This window comes from Anaerobiospirillum sp. NML120448 (genome assembly GCF_023050945.1).
Classification (GTDB): Bacteria; Pseudomonadota; Gammaproteobacteria; order Enterobacterales; family Succinivibrionaceae; genus Anaerobiospirillum.
The window spans coordinates 1-21,453 of sequence record NZ_JALKIM010000060.1 but is presented as its reverse complement, the minus strand read 5'-3'; the positions used below and the strand labels follow the sequence as shown (position 1 = coordinate 21,453).

The 21,453-nt window shown below is 38.1% G+C and carries 6 protein-coding genes; 2 read left to right on the top strand and 4 right to left on the bottom strand.

The window, feature by feature from the left end; genetic code table 11:
• Positions 1-291 precede the first annotated feature (291 nt).
• The gene (locus MXE38_RS09425; protein WP_246914211.1) at positions 292-1,155 is read left to right on the top strand and encodes a CbrC family protein; all 864 of its coding nucleotides are present in this window, start codon (positions 292-294) and stop codon (positions 1,153-1,155) included.
• Positions 1,156-1,212: 57 nt separating this feature from the next.
• Positions 1,213-2,760, top strand: coding sequence for a hypothetical protein (locus tag MXE38_RS09420; protein WP_246914209.1), 1,548 nt, complete (start codon positions 1,213-1,215; stop codon positions 2,758-2,760).
• Positions 2,761-2,902: 142 nt separating this feature from the next.
• Here the strand turns inward: MXE38_RS09420 and MXE38_RS09415 are convergent, their stop codons facing one another.
• The 4 genes from MXE38_RS09415 to MXE38_RS09400 all read right to left on the bottom strand — a co-directional run bounded on the left by MXE38_RS09415 (position 2,903) and on the right by MXE38_RS09400 (position 21,088).
• Positions 2,903-8,455: a hypothetical protein gene (locus MXE38_RS09415; protein WP_246914207.1), complete on the bottom strand. Its 5,553-nt coding sequence runs from the start codon at positions 8,453-8,455 to the stop codon at positions 2,903-2,905.
• A gap of 297 nt (positions 8,456-8,752) precedes the next feature.
• Entirely contained in the window at positions 8,753-14,122 is a 5,370-nt protein-coding gene (locus MXE38_RS09410) for a hypothetical protein (protein ID WP_246914205.1), read from the bottom strand.
• A 259-nt stretch (positions 14,123-14,381) separates the two neighbouring features.
• Positions 14,382-18,803: a hypothetical protein gene (locus MXE38_RS09405; protein WP_246914203.1), complete on the bottom strand. Its 4,422-nt coding sequence runs from the start codon at positions 18,801-18,803 to the stop codon at positions 14,382-14,384.
• 38 nt (positions 18,804-18,841) lie between these two features.
• Entirely contained in the window at positions 18,842-21,088 is a 2,247-nt protein-coding gene (locus tag MXE38_RS09400) for a hypothetical protein (protein ID WP_246914201.1), read from the bottom strand.
• Positions 21,089-21,453: the final 365 nt, after the last annotated feature.

The following is a 21,453-nucleotide window of genomic DNA, read 5'->3' as shown; positions in this document are numbered from 1 at the left end:
TCAATATCAGTTTTAAATTTACGTACTTTCATGTTAAGAGACTATATTGAGCTATACCTAAAACTATTTTAACATGAATGTAGTACTAAGCTTATTTATTACCTAATTATTTATGTCGTTTACTATAAGGCCATAAGTATTAGTTTTTCAAGCTTTAGCTTCTACATTAAGCTAGTAAAGGCCTAAAGGGCCAAAAGAGCCCTACAAAGCAGCCATAAGATAGCTTAAGCCTAATTAGATAATGGCTTTATTGGGCTAGGGGTGATGCGTGGTCAAAGGAGGGAAGGAACTATGGATACTTTTAGACAGCGTTATATTGAATTAAAGCGGCAGTTTGAAGAGCAAGATGGTGCTAGTGATGTTGTAAGAGCTCTTTATCTTTTTAAGGAAGAGCTCGAAGCTGATCACAGTGAAGCTGCCTTAATAGTTCTTTATGATGTTTTGGAAATTTTAAGGCTCAAAAAAGATGCCTATGAGCTCTTATTAAGCATAGCCAACAAGCAAGATCGCAAAATCCTTAAGCGTCTGGCTGTTTTAAAAGAAGAGGCCGATAAGGTAGGTAATTACTATGCCTTACCCCGTCCTCTAACTGACAGTGAACAAGCTTTAGTGTTAGAAAAGCTCAAATCGTTGGATTTGCCATTTTTCAAATATCATCCTAATCCTTTAGCTACAGGGGCTTTCACTCAAGCTCAATATGCTGTTGTTTGTGATTGCTGCGGCTGTTCCACCCATATTTACTACGATGGTCCATTTTACGCAATTGACGACATCAACTATCTTTGTCCTAATTGTATAGCCTCTGGTGCTGCTGCTAAAAAGTTTGATGGTGATTTTCAAGATGATGGTTGTTTAGAATCCGAAGTTCTTGATGCTGAGAAAGTTGATGAGCTTATCCATCGCACTCCTGGCTATAGTGGCTGGCAGCAAGAATATTGGCGCTCACACTGTGGAGATTTTTGCGCTTTTATAGGCTATGTAGGAGCAGCCGAGCTCAAAGCTCTGGGAGTATTAGATGAGGTCTTGGATGATCCACAGTGGTCTGAGGAGGAAAAAGATTTAATTAAAACTTCGGTTAATGGCGGCTCATTACAATGCTATCTTTTCAAATGTCTGCACTGTGGCAAACATATGGTCTGGATGGATTGCGATTAAGGCGCAAACACTCACTTGACCAGTTTTAATTGGTAGAGCAACCAAGGGTAAGTTAATATGGGCTTCTTTAGTAATCTTAGCAAATTGTTTAGCCAAGGTAATATTGCCAGTGAGATTAAGGCTCTGGAAGCTATTCCTAGCAGCCAAAGAAGCTCTCAAGAGGATGTAAGACTTGCGTTTGCTTACTTGCGTCAAGCTGAGCGCTGTCAGACGCTCAAGGATAGAAAAGAGCAAATAAAACAAGCGCTCAACCTTTATCTTAAGCACGAAGAACAGTTGCAAAATGATGTTAACTGGTTGTTTCATGTGGGAGTATGCTATTTCTTGTTAGAGCAAGAACTGCGCTCTTTGCCATATTTCCACAAGGTGTTGGCCTCTTGTTCTGATGGACAAGTCAATCAAAGTTTTTTACAAGATGCCCATGCCTTTATTGAGGATGCAACAAACCAAGCTTCGGCATTTTTGTATGCAGGAACATTCTTAGAGCATACTAAAAAGGCTTGGTCAGACTTTGCTAAAGTAGAGGGCAAACTTAGAGAGTTGCTCCAAGACAGTACTAGTAGTGATCTTTACGATGAAGCGCAAACTATTTTTTACACAATCTTCAATCCTGTAATTAAGAACATAGAAGGTACCATCTACCAAAATAATGGCCGCTATTTCATAGAGTTTGACAATGATTTATCGGTGCTAAAGCTTTTTGAGCTTAACTTTATTGAGTCTTGCATGCCTGAGGAATTAAAGCAAAATTGGCAGCTTAATTTGGGTAGAGCGCCCGCCTCCGCTCCCGCTTGGGATCCTAATAGTTTGATAATGATGTTTGATGGAGAGGAAATTGCTGCTCATGAACTATACTGCTATTTAGTTGAGGTAAATAATGGGCAATTTGAGCTCAACATCTTTGCTGAAAAGTTGCTGCCTATCCTCAATATTGATCCTCAAAAAGTGGAGGGCATCATAAGCTATGCTGTAAGTTTGCAGCTGGGGCAAATGCTAACCTTAAGAGCCATTGCTAATATTAAAGTCTCCAAAGAGCCTTTAAATGAACCATTAAGCTGTCGTTTAGATGAGCTTTTTACTTATTTAATGGGCAAACTAAGCAGTAATGATTTAAGCTTTAACGAGGTGCTAAGTACACAACTAATCTCTTATAGTTTTAACGCTGACGTTGATATTATCCATAATCCAAGGCAAGGAACGGTGTATGGGCAAACCTACCTTGAAGAATTACTATCTTGCTATCTTGAAAATGAAGATGGAAAGCTATACGACTTAACCGATAATGGTGCTGTAGCTGTGTTTTTGTATTTTCCTATCCCTCAAGACCAAGACCAAGACCAAGACCAAACCAACACTGAAAGCTTGCTACTAAGCTTAACTAAAGAAATTGAGCAAGAGCACTCTCATTACTATATGACCCTTATAGGACAAGCTCACGACCTTAAATATGGCTATTTAGATTTCATTGCCTGGGATTTAACTCTAGCCCTATCAATCTGGCGACGTGTGTTTAAGCGTAGAGGCCTCACAACAGTCTACTATCAGGTATACAGTGCCTATAGCAAAAGCGTTGATTTAATTACAGGAGAGCTGGTGCAAGATTAGCAATCATTCTGACCATTACCATTGCCTCCACCTGCCAAAAATCTACTATAGCCATCTTACCTTGCGAAATAAAAAAGCTTAGGCCTCATACCAAGACCTAAGCTTTCAATTCCTAATTAATATTAACTACCAAAGCCTTTAATTAAGCCTCAGCTTTCTTAGCCTTAGAAGAGCGAGTGGTCTTAGCCTTTGGCTTAGCTTCGGTTTTCACCTCAACCTTAGCCTCAATAGGCTCTACAGGAGTCTCAGCCTTCTTAACCTTGGAGCGGGAGGTCTTAGCCTTTGGCTTAGCCTCAGTTTCCACCTCAACTTTAGCCTCAATAGGCTCTACCGCAGCCTTTTTAGCCTTAGAACGGGTAGTCTTAGCCTTTGGCTTAGCTTCGGTTTCTACCTCAACCTTAGCCTCAATAGGCTCTACAGTGGCCTCAGCCTTCTTAACCTTAGAGCGAGAGGTCTTAGCCTTTGGCTTAGCCTTAGTTTCCATCTCAACCTTAGTCTCAATAGGCTCTACAGGTGCCTCAGCTTTTTTAGCCTTGGAACGGGTGGTCTTAGACTTTGGCTTAGCCTCGGTTTCCACCTCAACGATAGCCTCAATAGACTCTACAGGGGCCTCAGACTTTTTAGCCTTGGAACGGGTGGTCTTAGACTTTGGCTTTGCCTCAGTTTCCACCTCAACCTTAGCCTCGGTAGGCTCTACAGGGGCCTCAGTTTTCTTGGCCTTGGAGCGAGTGGTCTTAGCTTTTGGCTTAGCCTCGGTTTCTCCCTCAACTTTAGCCTCAATAGGCTCTACAGGAGTCGCAGCCTTCTTAACCTTAGAGCGGGTGGCCTTAGCTTTTGGCTTAGTCTCGGTTTCTGCCTCAACTTTAACCTCAGTAGGTTCTACAGGAGCCTCAGCCTTCTTGGCCTTAGAGCGAGTGGTCTTAGCCTTTGGCTTAGCCTCAGTTTCCACCTCAACCTTAGTCTCGGTAGGCTCTACAGAAGTCGCAGCCTTCTTGGCCTTAGAGCGGGTGGTCTTAGCCTTTGGCTTAGCCTCAGTTTCCAACTCAACCTTAGCATCAATAGGCTCTACAGGGGCTGTAGCCTTCTTAACCTTAGAGCGGGTAGTCTTAGCCTTGGATTTTGCTGGGAAACCTTTTGTAAAGTGGTTAATAACATCGTCGAAAGAATCATATTGTAAAAGCAGTTGAATAGCTGGTGATTCACTGGCAGCTTTGTACTTGATATGCTTAATAGCAAAGTTTACATCTTCAACCTCATCATTAGTGATGTAATCATTAGGATCTAAAGCAGCAAACTTTTGCATTTTTTCCGATATAGCCTTGATAGCCTTGTGTTTATCAGAATGACATATCTCATACTTGACACTACATACAGAAAATTCTGTGATAATCAAGACAGGCATAATACTTACAGGAATAGGCCCTACATTATCATGAGACATATCATATGCATTTAATAATGCATAAATATTCATATCAATGATTTGCTTGTACTGAGGTATGGATAAAATAGAGGTAAGATGTGGCGAAGTAAATTCAGTGCAAGCCTTATTTGTCATCATTTCAACAATATGAAGGAATTCATCTCTGGTAAGATCTGATAAGCTATCTATAAACTCGTCATCGATAAAAGCTTCAACCAACATATTGACTCTTATTAAAGTGTCAATATATTGGAGATTTTCATCAACGCTATAGGTATTGTATTCCGAGTACAAATATTCATCTAAAGTTACAGCGAAATTAAAACTATTCAACTGATCTTGAGACATATTGGCAATAGTGTAGGAGCGATTCTTAAGCAAAACATCAAAAAAGTCTGGAATAGCATCGATATCCATCTGATTGAGCGCTTTCTCTATACACATCTCTAAAGTAAAAGTATGCGCCTTAAGAAGCCTGTTGAAAGCATAGTTATTATCAGAGGCGGACATGATAGTGTTGAAACTATTAAAGCAGGCATGTTGCAATAATGGTACTGCATTTCTGATCTGGCGCAGATCCTTATCAATAATAAAAGTTTGATCAAGATCCTTTTGTGCTTGTGCCATAAGTTTTGCAAATTGCTTAGAAGATAAATCATGCTTAAGAGCGTGCTCTATGTTACGTAATAATGTATTGAGAGTTGAGCCCAAATAGCACAATATCATATTTAATTGAGCTTTTGAATGACCCTGATTAACAACATTAGATAAAATATTATGGATATATTTACTGAAACCAATATCAAGCATATCATCAATACTATCATTAATGTGTTGCTCAGACTCTGAGCTTTCATCAGATGAATGGAACTTATTTTTAAAATTAGAGTTTAAATATGCCTGGTAGCTATAGCCGTCCTCAGACAAATCAATACTCTTCATCTGCTCGTTAACAATATCAGAGCTAAGATCATTACAATTATGCAAGACCCAATTTAGGTTGTCCCTATCGCATTCATACATTTTTATCATATGAATGAAGTTTGCTCCCAAATGCTCATGTGCACTCATGAGTAGTTGCTGTCGTGGCTCAGTGAGGAGTAACTCAGTAATTTTTGGATCCCAAAATAAATTGGCAAGACGGTCACAGTTCTCAAGCAAACCAAAGTGTTTAGTCTCGTTTACAGCTGGAGATAGCTTAAAGCAGTAAGGTGAGTAGTCTGGATGAACAGATACTATTTCTTGCGCTTCTTCATCGTTAATAGACTTAACGATCTCATTAAAGTGTTCAATATTGCAATTACTTATGAAATCATAAGGATCTCTTAAAAGATGCTCAATTGCTCTTGCATTACATAAAACGTAATTATCTTTTAGAAGATAATTGAATTCGTCCCACGCTATGTTTGTGACTACAAAGTGAGCAATAGGCTTAAGTAAACTTAAAGCAGTTTGTAAAAGCTCCTTGAAAATTTCGCTTGTAGCCAAATCAAGATCATTATTAGTAGTGGATGATAATACAGAAACCTTGGAGTCCAAAAGAGGAATAGTTTGTGCCTGCTTAAGGATATACACCAAGTAAGCAACATCAACTTCATTGTCTTCTAAGAATCTTTTTTGCGAACTATCAATAAACTTGAAGAATACAATAATCAATGAGCTAAAGATACTTTCAACAATACATTTAATGGATGTTGATAAACCAATGCAAATGCTGTTAGCAACACAACGATTGCTAAGAAGAACTTTAATGTCATCCTTATTTAAAGAGTCATTTACATAATAAGAACGAACAATACTAAGCAAGCCAATTAAGTTGCCACGAACCACATCGGTGTCAGGGCAATAAGCGCCAGTATAAGGCCAGAACTTTTTAAAGTTCTCTTGACCTAAGTAGCACCAGTGTGGCAGATAACAGGCAATAACCTTATTGAGCTTTCTATTATAGACATTGGTAAGAACATCATGAACAGAGGCATAGTACTTGTGCTTTAACTCTAAAGAGCTAATCTCATGCTCATCTTTTAGATTCGATAAATCTGATGGCACAGTTTTAAATTCTGAAACTAGAATTCTAGATAAATTATCAATAGCTAAAGCTAGAGTATTGGTATATAAGCCTTTCACTCTAAATCTTTGCTTACAAGACTCAGGCACCTTATTTAAGAGCTCATTAAGCACAGGGAAAGGATGATCATAAAAGGCTCTAACATGAGTCATAAAGACTTTTATTTCTTTAAGGAAGTTTGTACAAACCTTATCAATAAGAATCTGGTCTTTAGCACTAATAGTATGATCTGATGGGGCATAATTGCCATTAGCTATAGCACTAGCTAGCTCTTTGTCATAATTGCCAGTTAGTTTGAGCATTAAAGCAAAATACTTATCAGTATATAGCTCATCCGAAGCGCCAATAAGATCCTGAAACAGAATAATCTGCTCCATTAACTTATTGTGAGATGAGTGCAAGTCAGTAATCAATTGGCTATCAAGTATTTGTTGATATTGAGGGTAAATGGCCTCAAAGTCGTCATCATTGAAAGTAAACCAATTGAATAGACATGGATTGCCTTTGCTGTAAGTATCGAGGTACAAAAGATCTAAAACATAGCGGTGAATAAAGTCCATGATCATGCAGGTATAGGCAAAGATCATGAGGTAATCACTTTGATGCTTATCAATCTTCATGTCCTTTTCAATAATTAAGGCTAATTGATTGTCCTCATCTGACACATAAGGATTGTCTTTAGCAAATTGTAAGTATGCTACGAAATCATTGCTGTCTTTAAAAGGGGCATCTTCTATAGGTACTGGTAAAGCCATTGGACTATAGTCAATGTTCTTATAGTAGCTAAGAACCGTATTAACCATAGGTTCAAAGTTTACCTTCATAGGATGGGTATCAGCCACGCTATCAAAGGTAGAGCTAAAGAAAGCGCCAGCACTATAAACAGTCATAGGAGCCAAGCTATTAATTTTTTTAATAGTTTGAGTGTCAAGACCTTTTAATGCTTGAATGCTTTTATTTAGCTCTCTGCCAAACAACAATAGCAAAACATTATCGCTAGTAGTATCGGTATATACAGCTAGAAGAGTGTTGTAGATATCGTTGTAGTTAAAGTATTGAGAGGCATCGATCCAGAACTTATACTCACTAATTTGCTTTTGGTATACCATTAGGTTTGCAAAAAGCTCCTGATAATAATCAGCATACTCCATTAAAGCAGCATTACGCTTTATGTAGGCTTTGTACAAATTAATGCGATTTTCCCAATTAGCATCAGTATTAGCTGCGGTATAAGCCTGCTGATACTTATCACAAGCAACAGTGGCATTATTATGAAGGTGCACAATAGCGTCGCATGACAAGGAGTCAAGAGCCTGAAAATTGGATCTAAACTCACTATAGTTGCTACTAATGAAGTAATACTTACGTCGTTGGGCTACTAAAATAAGGTGAAGACCAAACAGATCAATGTTTTTAAGCAAGTTAAAACCAAAATCACTATCATTGCTTGGCTGGAAATAGCTAAAAGGGAGATCGTCCTTAAAACGATATCCTGTAGGCACTTTTAGCTCTTTAGCAGCGACCTGATTTTTATTGGCAGCTTTGTGTTTGTTCTTTTTAACACGATTTTTGTGGGCGCTAGTAGCTTTATTCTGATTTGCTTTAGCCTTATCAGGGTTTAAATAAGAAGCTACAGTAAGAGTAAGCTTAGAGAATTTAAACTTAACAGAATCAGCCTCTTGAGGGCCTGCTAAGTAATGATTATAAAATGAGCCTGGATCAAAGTTTTTAAAACAAGCAGACTCTATTTGGAAAGGTTCGCAAACAGAAGTTTTATCTAGCTGTAAGGTAGAAACAAAGTTTTTAAAATCTTCGCTGTTTAAGAGCCCAGATTTATCAACAATAGAGTCAATTTCGCATAATTGTGCAACACTGAACTCATTAAACTGAGCATGCTGCAAAGCGGTTAGGCTATTACTGTTCTCAAGGAGATCAGTGCCTTCTATGAGTTTAAAGAGAGTAAGAGCACTATCAGTCTGTAGCAAAGATCTAATAGCACTCATTAACTTATAATCAAACTGCTTGTTAGAAGCAGAGGTAAAGTCAACGTTGAGATTATATTGGACAAACAATTCTTGAAGGGCTAATTTTGCCTGATCACTGCCATTATTTAGGTAGTTAAATAGGTGATCAAAAAGATCATCATACAACCCTAAATCAAGCTTACGAGCCAGGATTACCTCTTGAGCAATTGTCCATTTCATAGAATTGGCCTCTTAAAACAAATCAAATACAATACCGCATCAATTGTAGCAAAGCCGCAAACTAACACCAAACCAAATACAGGTAAGATCGTTAAAGAATATATTGCGACCCTAATACCAACTTTAAGTAATTTCAGCTAAACGACCAGTAGCCCACTCCCTTATGGAGGGCAAAGGCTAACTGACAAATATATCATTTAAGGCAAACATAAGAGCCAAAAAGAAAAAAGCTTAGGCCTCATTCCAAGACCTAAGCTTTAATCTTAATTAAAAACTTTCAAAGAACTTTACTTTAAGCTAATCATCAGCTTTCTTGGTCTTAGAGCGAGTGCTCTTAGCCTTTGGCTTAGCCTCAGTAGGTTCTACAGCAGCCTCAGTCTTTTTGGCCTTGGAACGGGTATTCTTAGCTTTAGGATTAGCCTCAGTAGTCTCTATCGCAGCCTCAGCTTTCTTAGCCTTAGAGCGGGTAGTCTTTGCTTTAGGCTTGGCCTCGGTCTCTACCTCAACCTTAGCCTCAATAGGCTCTACAGTGGCCTCAGCCTTCTTGTCCTTGGAGCGGGTGGTCTTAGCCTTTGGCTTAGCCTCGGTTTCCACCTCAACCTTAGCCTCAATAGGCTCTACCGCAGCATTTTTAGCCTTGGAACGGGTAGTCTTAGCCTTAGGCTTAGCCTCGGTTTCCACCTCAACCTTAGCCTCAATAGGCTCTACCGCAGCATTTTTAGCCTTGGAACGGGTAGTCTTAGCCTTTGGCTTTGCTTCGGTTTCTACCTCAACCATAGCCTCGGTAGGCTCTACAGGGGCCTCAGCCTTCTTGGCCTTAGAGCGGGCGGTCTTAGCCTTTGGCTTAGCTTCGGTTTCTCCCTCAACTTTAGCCTCAATAGGCTCTACAGGGGTCTCAGCCTTTTTGGTCTTAGAGCGGGTGGCCTTAGCTTTAGGCTTAGCTTCGGTTTCTCCCTCAACGATAGCCTCAATAGGCTCTACAGGGGCATCAGCCTTCTTGGCCTTAGAGCGGGTGGTCTTAGCCTTTGGCTTAGCTTCGGTTTCTACCTCAACCTTAGCCTCAGTTGGATCTACAGCGGTCTCAGCCTTTTTAGCAAAGGAGCGGGAGTGCTCAGCCTTCATTTTAGCTAAATCTGCTTGAGCTTCCTTAATAGATGCTTTGATATCTTTAAATGAATCATCAGCAAGGCTGAGTACATCAGCAAAGCCTAACATTAATCCCACAGCTAAATTTTTCTGAGCACTCGTGTATCTTAAATGATTGTTAGTTAAGGTGAAAAACTCAAAAGAACCTTTATCTACATCCTCAATATTATTGAGATCTAAATCAAGATATCTTTTAATTTTCTTAATAGTATTTAACATTGAACCAGAGCTTTTCATCTCATACTGAACACTAGCAGAGGATATCATATCGATAAAGTCTGAAATGAGCTTTTCCATATAAGTATCGTCGTGCTTTAATTCCTCCTGGGATAAGAACTGATAAGCATTCAATACTGCAAAAACATTGATCTCAATAAATTGCTTGTACTCAGGTATTGACAAAATAGGGGTCATATTTTGTGGAACGGCATTAGAACAAGTATAAGATACAATATTATCAATCATTTCACCAAATTGGGTTTGGGTCATGCGGGCTTGATTTGCTTTGATGGTCTCTTGCAAGTTATTGAGAAAGCCACTATTAAGTGTTACCAAAGTATTAACATAAAGGAGGGTATCCTCAAGGCTGAAAGTATTTTTCTTAGAAGTCAAATACTTCAATAACTCCTGCTCGAAGTTGTAATTGTTCCATTTGTCTTGAGCCATCTTTGCTATTGGACAGGCACGATCAGTTACAAGCATATAGAACAAATCTTTAGGGTTGCTAATTTTGATATTAGCTAAATTCGCCTCATTCATCTTAGTAAAAGTGTCGCTTAAAATATGTTTAATCTCATCAGCAACTTCTTTATTGTCTTTTACTAACAGGTTAGTGTGGTACAAAATAATAAGGTCTTTGTACAGTTGAGATATTGATTGTTTAATTTCTTTAAAGGCTTTTACGTACGCAAAAGATTGATCAATCCGATTTTGGTCGTTTGCTGCAATCTTTTTTAAGTCTGAAAGAGATAAATTATTCTCAAAAGCGTAATAGAAATTACGTAAAAGTGTATTAGCACTTGATACAAGATAACAGAACATCAGATTGACATCTGCTTGAGTGAGTTTGAGATCAACAAGTTTTTGTTCATCTAATAATGAAGAGAAGTCAGATAAATCAAAATCACCATAATATTGCTCTTCAAAATTTTCATCAAAAAGATCAAGGTCTTGGTCTGAATCATACTGATCAAGCGCAGTTGTTTTATTTGGCTTGGATAAATCAATAGCCATCAGTTCTGCATTGACTTGTTCGTCATGTAGTTGTTGACAGTTGTTTAAGACCCAGCGCAGAGTTCCTTTATCACATTGATAATCACTCATAATAGGAGATAAGTCTACATCAGGATCTAGATGGGTAGTGACAAGTGCGTGGGTAATTTCTTTACCAAAAAATGATTCGCAAACTGGTTCTAAATTATTATGAACTAGAAAGTATCGAAGTTGACCGAGATTCTGTGGTGAATAGAAACAATCTTTGTCGTAGTCTGGGTGTATAGCTACCATATGCCCCATCTCAGAAGCGACAGTTCTTGATTCAAAGTACTTAATATTGATATTGCTTATAAAATCATAAGGATCGCTTAATAGATGCTTAATTGCTTTAGCATTACAAAGGGCATAGTCATAAGAAATATATTTAGTTAAATCACCAAGATTTTGGGTCTTGAAAGTCAATAAAACTAAAGGCTTCATTAACTTTAAAGCAGTTTGTAAAAAGTCTTTGAAATCTTCGCTCTCAACCAAATTAATATCGTTATTGGTAACAGACTTTAGCACATCCATTTTTGATGTCAGCTGAGGCATAAGATGTGCTTGCTTAATGGTATAGATCAAGTAATCAACAATAATGTGATGTTCTTGGATGGCTGCGAGCCTTATAACTTGAATAAACTTAAATAAGTAGCACACTAAAGTGTTATACAAGCCATCGATCAGTTCTCCAATAACTGAGGATAAAGTAATGCAAATGCTATTAGAAATGAGACGATTGCTATATAGCTCTCGCATTTCGTCATCATTGGAAAATTCATTGAGATGATTGCAACGTATCATGCCATACAAGCTGATTAAATTGGAGTTGAATATATGGCCGATAGCATTAAATTGACTAGTGATAGGCCAGTACTTCTTAAAGCGTTCTGGCTCTAAGTAGCACCAGTATGGTTTATTAGCGCCAATAATAGAATTGAGTACCCTGTTTTGAACAAAGTTAAGCATATCACGAATAGAGCTATAGAATTTGTCCTTTAATTCTAAAGAGGTATGATCGGACTCATCTTTAAGCATAGATAAATCAGCAGGCACTGTTTTCAACTTTGCAACTACAAGTCTGGATAAAGTATCAATTACAAAGGACAGTTGCAAGCTAGCCATAGCTTTAAATCTATAGTGGTGCTTATAGACATCGGTAAGCTTTGATAAGAGCTCGTTAAGTACAGGGAAAGGATGCTCATAAAAAGCTTGCACATGAGAGATAAAGACTCGTGTTTCTTTAATAAAGTTAGCACAAGCCTTATCAATGATAAGCTGCTCTTTATCGCTAATAGTATGGTCTGAGGAGGCGTAACTACCATTAGTAATAGCACTAGCCAACTCTTCGTCATAATTGTCAGTTAGTTTGAGTACTAAGGCAAAATATTTATCATTATAAAGCTCATCGCTAGCGCCCAAAAGGTCTTGAATCAGAATAATAAGCTCTAGTAATTTGTTGTGAGAGGACAACAAATCTTGGAGTAGTGGGCTATTTAGCAATTCTTGATATTGAGGGTAAATGGCCTCAAAGTCATTTTTGTTAAAGGTATACCAATTGAATAGGCCTGGATTACCGCCTCTGGAATCGTTCATAGACAAAAGATCCAACATATAGCGGTGAATCAAGTCCATGATGACGCAGGTATAGGAAAAGATCATTAAGCAATCATTTTGCTGCTTATTGAGTTCCACATCTTTAGCAAACATAAAAGTTTGATTGCTACCAATACCAGCTTCGACAGGATTGTCCTTAACATACTCTAAGAAAGCTCCAAGATCCTTACTATCTTGATAAGGGTCTTCCTCTATAGGTGCAGGTAAAACTAGTGGGCTGTATTCTAAGCTGTCATAATAGCTAAGCACCTTAGAAACAAAAGGCTCAAAGTTAACCTTCATAGGGTGGGTATCTTCCACACTATCAAAGGTAGAGCTAAAGAAAGCGCCAGCACTATAAACAGTCATAGGGGCAAAACTATTAATCTTTTTAATAGTTTGAGTGTCAATGCCTTTTAATGCCTGAGCGTTTTTATCCAGTTCCTTGCCAAACAACAAGTTCATCGCCGCATCACTAGTGGCATTGCTAAAGGCAGCTAGTAGTGGGTTGTAGATATCGTTGTAGTTAAAGTATTGCGCAGAATTAATCCAGAATTTTGATCTGCTAATCTGGAAGTGGTAAGCCATTAAATTAGCAAAAAGATCTTGATAAAAATCAGCATATACCATTAAAGCGGCATTACGTTTAGTATAAGCCTTAAATAAATTAATGCGGCTTTCCCAATTAGCATTAGTATTAGCTGCGATATAAGCCTGCTGATACTCATCACAGGCATCCTTAGCTTTATTATGGAGGCTAACAATGGTGTCGCCTGATAAGCTATCAAGAGCCTGAAAATTGGATCTAAACTCTGAATTATTGCAACTAAAGAAGTAAAACTTACGTCTTTGGGCTACTAAAATAAGGTGTAGACCGAATAGATCAATGTTTTTAAGGATGTTAAAACCAAAATCACTATCATTGCTTGGCTGGAAATAGCTAAAAGGGAGATCGTCTTCAACACGATATCCTGTAGGAACTTTGATCTCTTTTACAGCGGCCTGATTTTTATTGGCTACTTTGTGTTTGTTCTTTTTAACACGATTTTTGTGAGCACTGGTAGCCTTGATCTGATTTGGTTTGGCTTTATCAGGGTTTAAATAAGAATCTACAGTAAGAGCAAGCTTAGAGTACTTAAATCTTAAAGACTCTGCCTCTTGAGGGCCTGCTAAATAATGATTGGAAAATGCAGTTGATTCAAAGTTGATAAGAGAATCTTCAGCTGCTTTGTAAGGTTCACAAGCAGAAACTTGGACAGAAGATAAATTTCCAAGAAATTTCTTAAAGTCAGCATTCTTGATAATGGCGTTGATCTTACCATTACAAATTTTAGTTAACTGAGCATCGCTTAACTCATTTAACTTAGCTTGTTGGTTAGGCTCCAAATTAGTGCTGAGTTTAGATAGAGAAGTGCCCTCTAGTATTTGGTAGAGAGCTAAAGCACTATCAACTTTAAAAAAGGAGCAAATAGCGTAATTTAACCTAGAGTCAACCAGGACTTTGGCAGGAGCTCTAAATTGGACATCATGTTGGATAAACCAATCACAAAGCTTGGATTTATCTTGTTCGCTACCATTATTGAGGTAATTAGCTAATAGATTAAAGAAATGATCATATAGCCCTAAGTCAAGCTTACGAGCAATGATTACCTCTTGAGCAATTGTCCATTTCATAGAAACAGGCCCCTTAAAACAAATAATATACAAAACTGATTAATTGTAGCAAAGCCAATAGTTTAAACCTAATGCCAAATCACGACTTGATTAAAAATAATAAAGCCTAGGCCTTGAGTGAAGACCTAAGCTTTAAAAGGAGCCAAGCTCAGCTCAGCTTAGCTAAGCTCGTTTCGGCTCGGCTCGGCTTAGCCGAGTCAAGCTCAGCCATGCTTAGCCAAGTTTTGGTGTCTTAGCTGGGCTTAAGCCCAGCTAGAGACTATTTTTTGTAGCTGGCAATTTCTTTTTGGCTCTTGAGTTGCTCAGCTTGGCATTTTTGCTTGAGATTTAAGAGCTGTTGCTTGGCTACAGGTAAAGTTTGAGCCTGGGTAGCTACATAAATGATGTGGCTAAATTTGTTGATTAAATCATCAAACATATGCAGCTTAGGGCCCAAGTCGTACTTATGAAGCTCTTCTAAAGCCATAGCTAGGATAACTTTTTCGATGTTTTCGCTCTTAAGAGTTTTGCTTTCAATGAGCACAACGCCTTTTAAGATAGCATCTACGGTCACTTCCAAGAGCTTGTTAGAGCGAGCACGGATATTAAGCTCGTTGAGCTTATCCTTTTTAGCAAGCTGCGCCTTCATAGCCTCAATTTCGCTAGCAGTAGGCATTTTGGTAGTTCTAATCTTAATTTCGTTCTTGGTATTAGCCTTAGCCTCACTATGAGGTGCCTTATTGGAGCTAACATGGTTATGTGATCTTGACGCTGGTTTCATATTATTACTTGGCTCGTTTATATCCGCATCAGACTTGAGGTGAGCTTTAAGCTCAGGTAGCTGTGCGCTGCTGATATTAGCACTCTTGTCAGATGCACTATTTTCTTGGGTGCTCTCTTTTGCATCTACACTAGCACTAGCGCCTGTTCCTACACTATCACTAGCACCAGAGCTTGCCTCCACCACAGCGCCTGCCCCAGCCTTAGCCTCTGTTTGCTCCTGGGCATTGGACACGGCACTAGCCTCATTAGAGGCAGCAGCATCAGCACTAGCAGTAGCTGTAGCAGCCACAGAAGCGTCTGTAGCGGCACCTGCACTAGCAGCTGCGTCAGTATCGGCGCTAACTAATGGCTGCTCTAGTGCGCTTGATTCGTCTGATGGTAGAGTGGTAACTCTAGCTTTGAGCTCAGGTTGATCAAAAGAGCTATAAAGTTGCTCGTCACTAACAATAGTCTTAAATTTCTCAAGCAGAGGCTCATAGTTTAAAGTTACAGTATTTTCTACCATCTTCATTGGCTTGGTACAAATTAAACCAAGATTATCATCAAGCTTAAATGGTTGATAATTACTAAAGACCTTGCCCATTTCCTCATCAGAAATGACCCTGATATTGATTTTAACGAAATCAACACAAGATTGGTCGTAAGAAGGCTCTCTGGCTAATTCAATATCCCAAAAATCAATTTCATCTTCTTCCATATCGAAGTCTTCTACGGAAATGCTTTTAGGACATATGGACTGGCTAAACTCTGGGCCAAAGAAGTAATTACTTAAGATCTTAAGATTAGTCTTAGGGTATTGATCCTCTATGCTGAAAATTTTGGCAGAAGTTCTAAAAAAGTCTTTGCCGCCCTTACCTTTAAGGGTAATTAAAGAACTGAAGCTAAAGCACTCATCAATGTAGTTAATATTATGAATTTCGATTTTTTCAAGAGCTTTAATAGGATCGTTATGCAAAAGCTGTAAAAAGTCTACTTGATTATTAAGTACATTGTTGTCGTTGAGTTCGGAGAGTGACTTAAATTTATCCTTATAGTTAGCAATAAATTTCACCACTATACCAATCATAGAGGTTAAATTAGCTGTAATTACCTTAAGATCTGGGCTCAGGATGCAAGGCAGGGATTGGTAGGTACACTGATCGCTAAAGTTGTACATGTAATCCTGCAATTTATCAATGAGCATAGCTTTAGAGATGATGTTAAAGAGTAGGTTAAGCTCAGGCAAATCTTGCTCAACATCATCTTTGTCTATATAGTTGCTAAGCTTCATAAAAAATTCATAAAGCAAGGCAGTATAAAGTTTAGTGAGCTGTGTACCAAACCAATGTAGAATCACAAAAATCAAGCTGTTGCTGACAATAGGATGTTGATAAGCTGTTTTACGTACCGATGAGTAAAGCTTAGGATCAAGCTCTTGTAAACGACACATGGATAAGACACCTATCAAGTTGTAGTCTATCTTAGTGCGATCTTTAAAATATGGGCACATAAGGGCGAAGTACTTGTCAAAAGAGGTCTTATCTTGGTAAGCAAGATAGGAGCTAAACATCCTACCAATTAAGGCAATATCGGAGTTAAACAAGATAGAAGCACACTCTTTGGTTCTTTGATAAAGAGTGTGGCTAAACTCGTTTTGTACATACAATTGACTATGAGCTTCCATGTGTTGCTTAAGCGCTGATGGGGCTGGATCCAATTGTAAAATCATATTATCCATGAAGATGTAAGCAAAGTTTATAACCTGCTTAACATTAGTGAATAGATATTGATAGTCTGCACGGAAGTTTTCGTGACCTTCAATGTAAGAACAAAGAAAACGCACATAGTAATCGTTGAGAAAACTATAAAGGTTCTGGAATAGATCTTTGGCAGATAGTAAAAACTCACCACATAACTCATTGAGTTGTAATTGCTCGCTCTGGCTAAGAGTTACCTTCTTAGTGCGCTTTTTAAGCTTGCTTTCGTTTGCCTCATCATAAAGATTAGTTAATTTGAGGAGATTGGTAAGATAGTTATCACTATAGAGTTCTTTTAAATTACCACTTAAGGTCATGATCTTAACTAAGAGCTTAAGGCAGTTAAGGTGTTGGGCCTGTAAAGAGGTAAAGTTATACTCAGCAATAGTCTCTTGATAGCTATTAAAGACGTTTTCGTTGTCCTCAGCATTGAGGCAATACCAATTAAACAATAACACATTGCCCTTATATGAGGCCTGATTAAGGCTTACCATCAAAAGTAGATAGTTGAGGATATCAAGGCAATAGGATAGGTAGTTAAAGCAAGTAAGATACTCATTTTGAGTAAGGTTAAGCTTTAACTCTTTACTTAAATAATTATACTTGCGAGCCTCGAGTTCTGCTTGTTTGCCGTCACTGTCGGACATGGCATCAAGGTCTAACTTATAGCTCTCTTCACTATAGGTATAGTTATCTAACTTGGTAGCAAAAGGCAAGCTAATGGAAGTTGGATAGACAATATTAGAGTAGTTAAGAATGTTAGCTACAATGGTCTTAAAATTGATAACTCTTGGGTGAGTGTCTTCAACGCTCTGATAAAAAGAGCTGTACATAGAGCATGCCTGATAAATAGTCATTGGAACAATGCTATTTAAGTTCTTTAAGATTTGCACATCACTTGACTTAAAGAAATCTATGGCCTTGGCAGAGCGGTTGGTTAACAGCATTAAGCAGTTAGGATTTTTAGATGCAAGACAAAACTTATAAGCTATTTCAAATATACGGAAGAACTCAAAGAATAGTCGAGAGGAGCTCCAATCAGAGCCTGGGTTAATTTGCAACGCAAGTGTGCCAAAAGACTTATAAACATTCTTTAGGTACTCCAAATAATTGATAAAAGCATTAGCTCTCTTAATATAGGCGTTGTAGGCACCTAACATAAAAGTTTTGTCTTTGGCCTGTTCACAGTAAACTTGATACTCAAGACATGCTTTAACACATTGATCGTGTAAGTCTACGAGCTTGTCTTGATCAAACTTTTTAAGAATATCGTAATTATTACGAAATTCATCAAGACCAGTAACATCAAAGTAGAATTTGCGTCTTTGAGCTACTAATAGGACATGCAAGCCACATAGATCTATGATCTTTAAGATATTAAAACCATAATCCACGTCGTTACTTGGCTGAAAATAGCTCAAAGGCATATCTGGGGCAACACGATAGCCAAAATCTACACTAAGAGCATTAGCCTGCTGATTTTTGGCATTTTTAGCGCCAAGTTTTTTGTTCTGTCTCTTATTAGAGTTGGCAGCAGCTAAAGAGGTGGTCTTTAAATAGTCTTTAACTTTAAGATTTAAATTAGGCAGTTTTTTTAATATTTCATCAGCATTTAAAAAATAATCACTTGACAGTTGCTGTGAACCAGAAAAGATAGATATGTTCTCCTGAGTGTCGCTAGAGTCATCATCAATATGATCGAGATCAAGAGAGGTTAACAAGCTAGTATCCAATGATATAGCATTTTCCATAAGCTCGAGAGCCTTTTTGTGATCTTTGCTGGAGAGCGAGACGTGATTTTCATCCTCAAAAATAGAAGATAACTTAATTAATTCCTCATCAGACAAGTTTTCAAATTTGGCAGCAATTTTATTGCCCATTGGCTCATAAAAATTAATAGTGCGACAAGTTGGAGTTAAATTACAAATGGTTACCACGCTGTCATAGATTAAGACGGCAACAACACTGGAAAAAAGAAGAGTGTAATGAGTATCTTTAACGAACTTGTCATTTTTAGGAAATTGACAAGTATAGTTATACTTAGTAAAAATCTTCTCTAGATACTCTTTGGCTTTGAGATCGCCTTCTAATACGTATTTTTGAACCTGATTAAGATAGTTATCATATAAGCCCAAGTCTAGTTTGCGGGCGTAAATATTATTTAGTGCAATAAACCACTGCATAACTTGTAATCCAATTTAAGTTAGTAAAGGAAAAAATCTTAGAGCTCTTTAACAAAATCTATGGTAGCGCTAGTGCTGCCTTTAATTAGCAGCGAAGCTTGTAGAGAAATTACATCAGGGTAATTTTCTGTTAGATAAGAGCTTAGTGCATATAAACAAAGTTTAAAGTCAAAGGCTAAGACATCAATAAAGACATAGTCCTTATTAAGTGCATAGCCCATAAAATGCAGGCTATACTGATAGCCATGACTAATAATGTAATTGGTAAAGTCCTCAATAAAAAGCTCAGTTACTCTTTGCATGTCATCATCGCTAATTGTATTTTCATTAGCACTTAAAATTGTACCATCTCTTTGAGACTTCTTTTCCATAGTCGCCAAAGGACTTTCATCAGCGTAAGCCTCCGCACCTGCGGTAGCTCGTGCTTGCGCACTTGCGCAAGCCTTAGCACCTGCTCCTGCTGTAGCTCCTGCACCTGCACTAGCTCCCAGGCCATTGGTAGTAGCTGTAGCAGCGTCTGATGTGGTGCTGCGGATCATATCTGAGCGTTTAATGGCAAAATAAAAAGGGACACATTGGGCACAAAGTAGGTTGATAGCACTATGATCACAAGGCTCATGATAGAGCTCGTGATAGAGCTGGGCATTGTTGTGTACACTAAAGAGTAAATTCTCTCTTAAAGGTAAGGCTAGCTTGTCTAATAAAGGAAAGCTATTACTATCCTTGCCTTTTGCATTGTCTAATATATAGGAACTGCCCAGATAGTTGCTATAGCTGTCAATAGTATTGATATCCATAGCCTCTAAAACACTGCTAAGCTGACTAAGCTTATAAGATAATGGCTCTTTGTGCTTTACCATTTCGATCTTATCAAAGAGGCCAATCACATTAAGCTCTCCTAAAGCATAGCTGCTAAGAGTTTTCATCATGCGATCTAATACTAGTGGATGCTGGCTTTTGGATGCCTTAAACCAAGTAAAGAGCAGCGGATGATAGAGCTTGAGAACATAATTTTTGTTTAATGATTTAAAGCAATTACTGCTAAGAGAAGGCTCATAAGTGCCATCTTCTGGATTGAACTGTCCTTGAGGATCATCATCAAAAAGATCTGCAAATAAAGTATGGTCAAGCTGGCTCAAATCAAGAGAAGGCTCTTTATCGTTGCTCTTAGGCACTGCTGTTTCATTAAAATTAGTAACCAAGCTTTGCTCAGCGTGCTCACTGTGACTAGAGTTATTATTTTCAGGCGCTAAAGCAACCTTCTTGTGTCCTAAGTTGTTGGTTAAGTTAGTCTTTTCTATAGCGGCCCAATCACTGTTTGTTACAGCTTGCTGAGGCTGTAGTTTTAATACAGTAGGCTCAATCTTACCACTATGATTTTGATGGTCAAATTTACTGTTTAATAATGCTAATGCACTGTTAGCTAAGCGGGAGTCTTTTAACTCATGATGCTCAGAGGCAAGCTCTAAGCGACACCAGGTTTGCTCGCTATCAAAATTAAGCTCATCCACCTCAAGATTTACTTTTCCTAAACCAACTAAACCGACTAAAAAGTGCCAGTTCTTGGGAAAGCCATCTCGCTTGAGAGTCAAACAATGGTTAAGAGCTATAAATAAGCTTTCATCGCCATGACAGCTTAGATAGAAATAAACATCTTGAACCTTAGTTTGGATCTGTACATCAAAGAAGCTACAGATATTACTAAATGGCTTAGTTACCAAATCCTTAAGGGCTTGTTGTTCGCCTACGCTAGGATTGACAATAGCCAAATAGCTTTGGATTCTTGGGACATTATTTAATAATTCTTGCCAGGCAGCTCTTACTTTACTATTAAAGGAAAAGTCGCATTCATCAATATTGAGCTTAGCAGCTACACTTTCAATCATGTCATCAACATGAGCTACCTTAGGAAATTGTCCCATAGCCTCGTAAAGATAATATAAGGCATGCTCATATTGTCCCAAGTACTCAAAAGCTAAGGCTAAAGAGACAAAATAATTTAGATCATCGCAATATTCGCTATACAAAGGTAGCAACAGCTCAATACCTGATTTAATCAGTGTTAGATCATTATGCTTGACACCTTGGCGGTTTTGAGCAGCACCCAGCCAAAAAAGAGCATCTATTTGTTCTTGGCGCTTAGCACTTGGCGGCAAGTTAATAGCAGCTTGACTATCAAGACTAAATTTTTGGTCTCTAGCAAGATCATAGACCATTTTAATAATGTTATCGTCTAAACCTGCCTCAAACCATGCTTTGCATTGTTGTACCATAGTCAGTGCCATAAAAGATCCCTCTTTTGCCCAGGTTGGTCTTAGAATAATCTCGTACCAATCAAAGGCCAGCTAATAATCGTCCTAATCTAATTTAAACTCACCAATAATCCTACACTCAAGAATTATAAATGGATCAGCCTCATTCTTAAAATAGTGATGCCCCAAAAGCAGCAAAAGAGCTCTATCCAACATCAAAAGCAAGTGATCACTATAGCAAAAAGATAGCCACATCACCCCAAGAACAACCCATGATTTCCTAATTAAGAGTATTGAGCTTTAATTATTCGATTCCTTTAAAGGAAGCAATGGTAACTCTGGTAAGGGAAAGCAGATCTCAGGACTGTTAAGTAGTCTTTTAATTTCATCTAAAACAG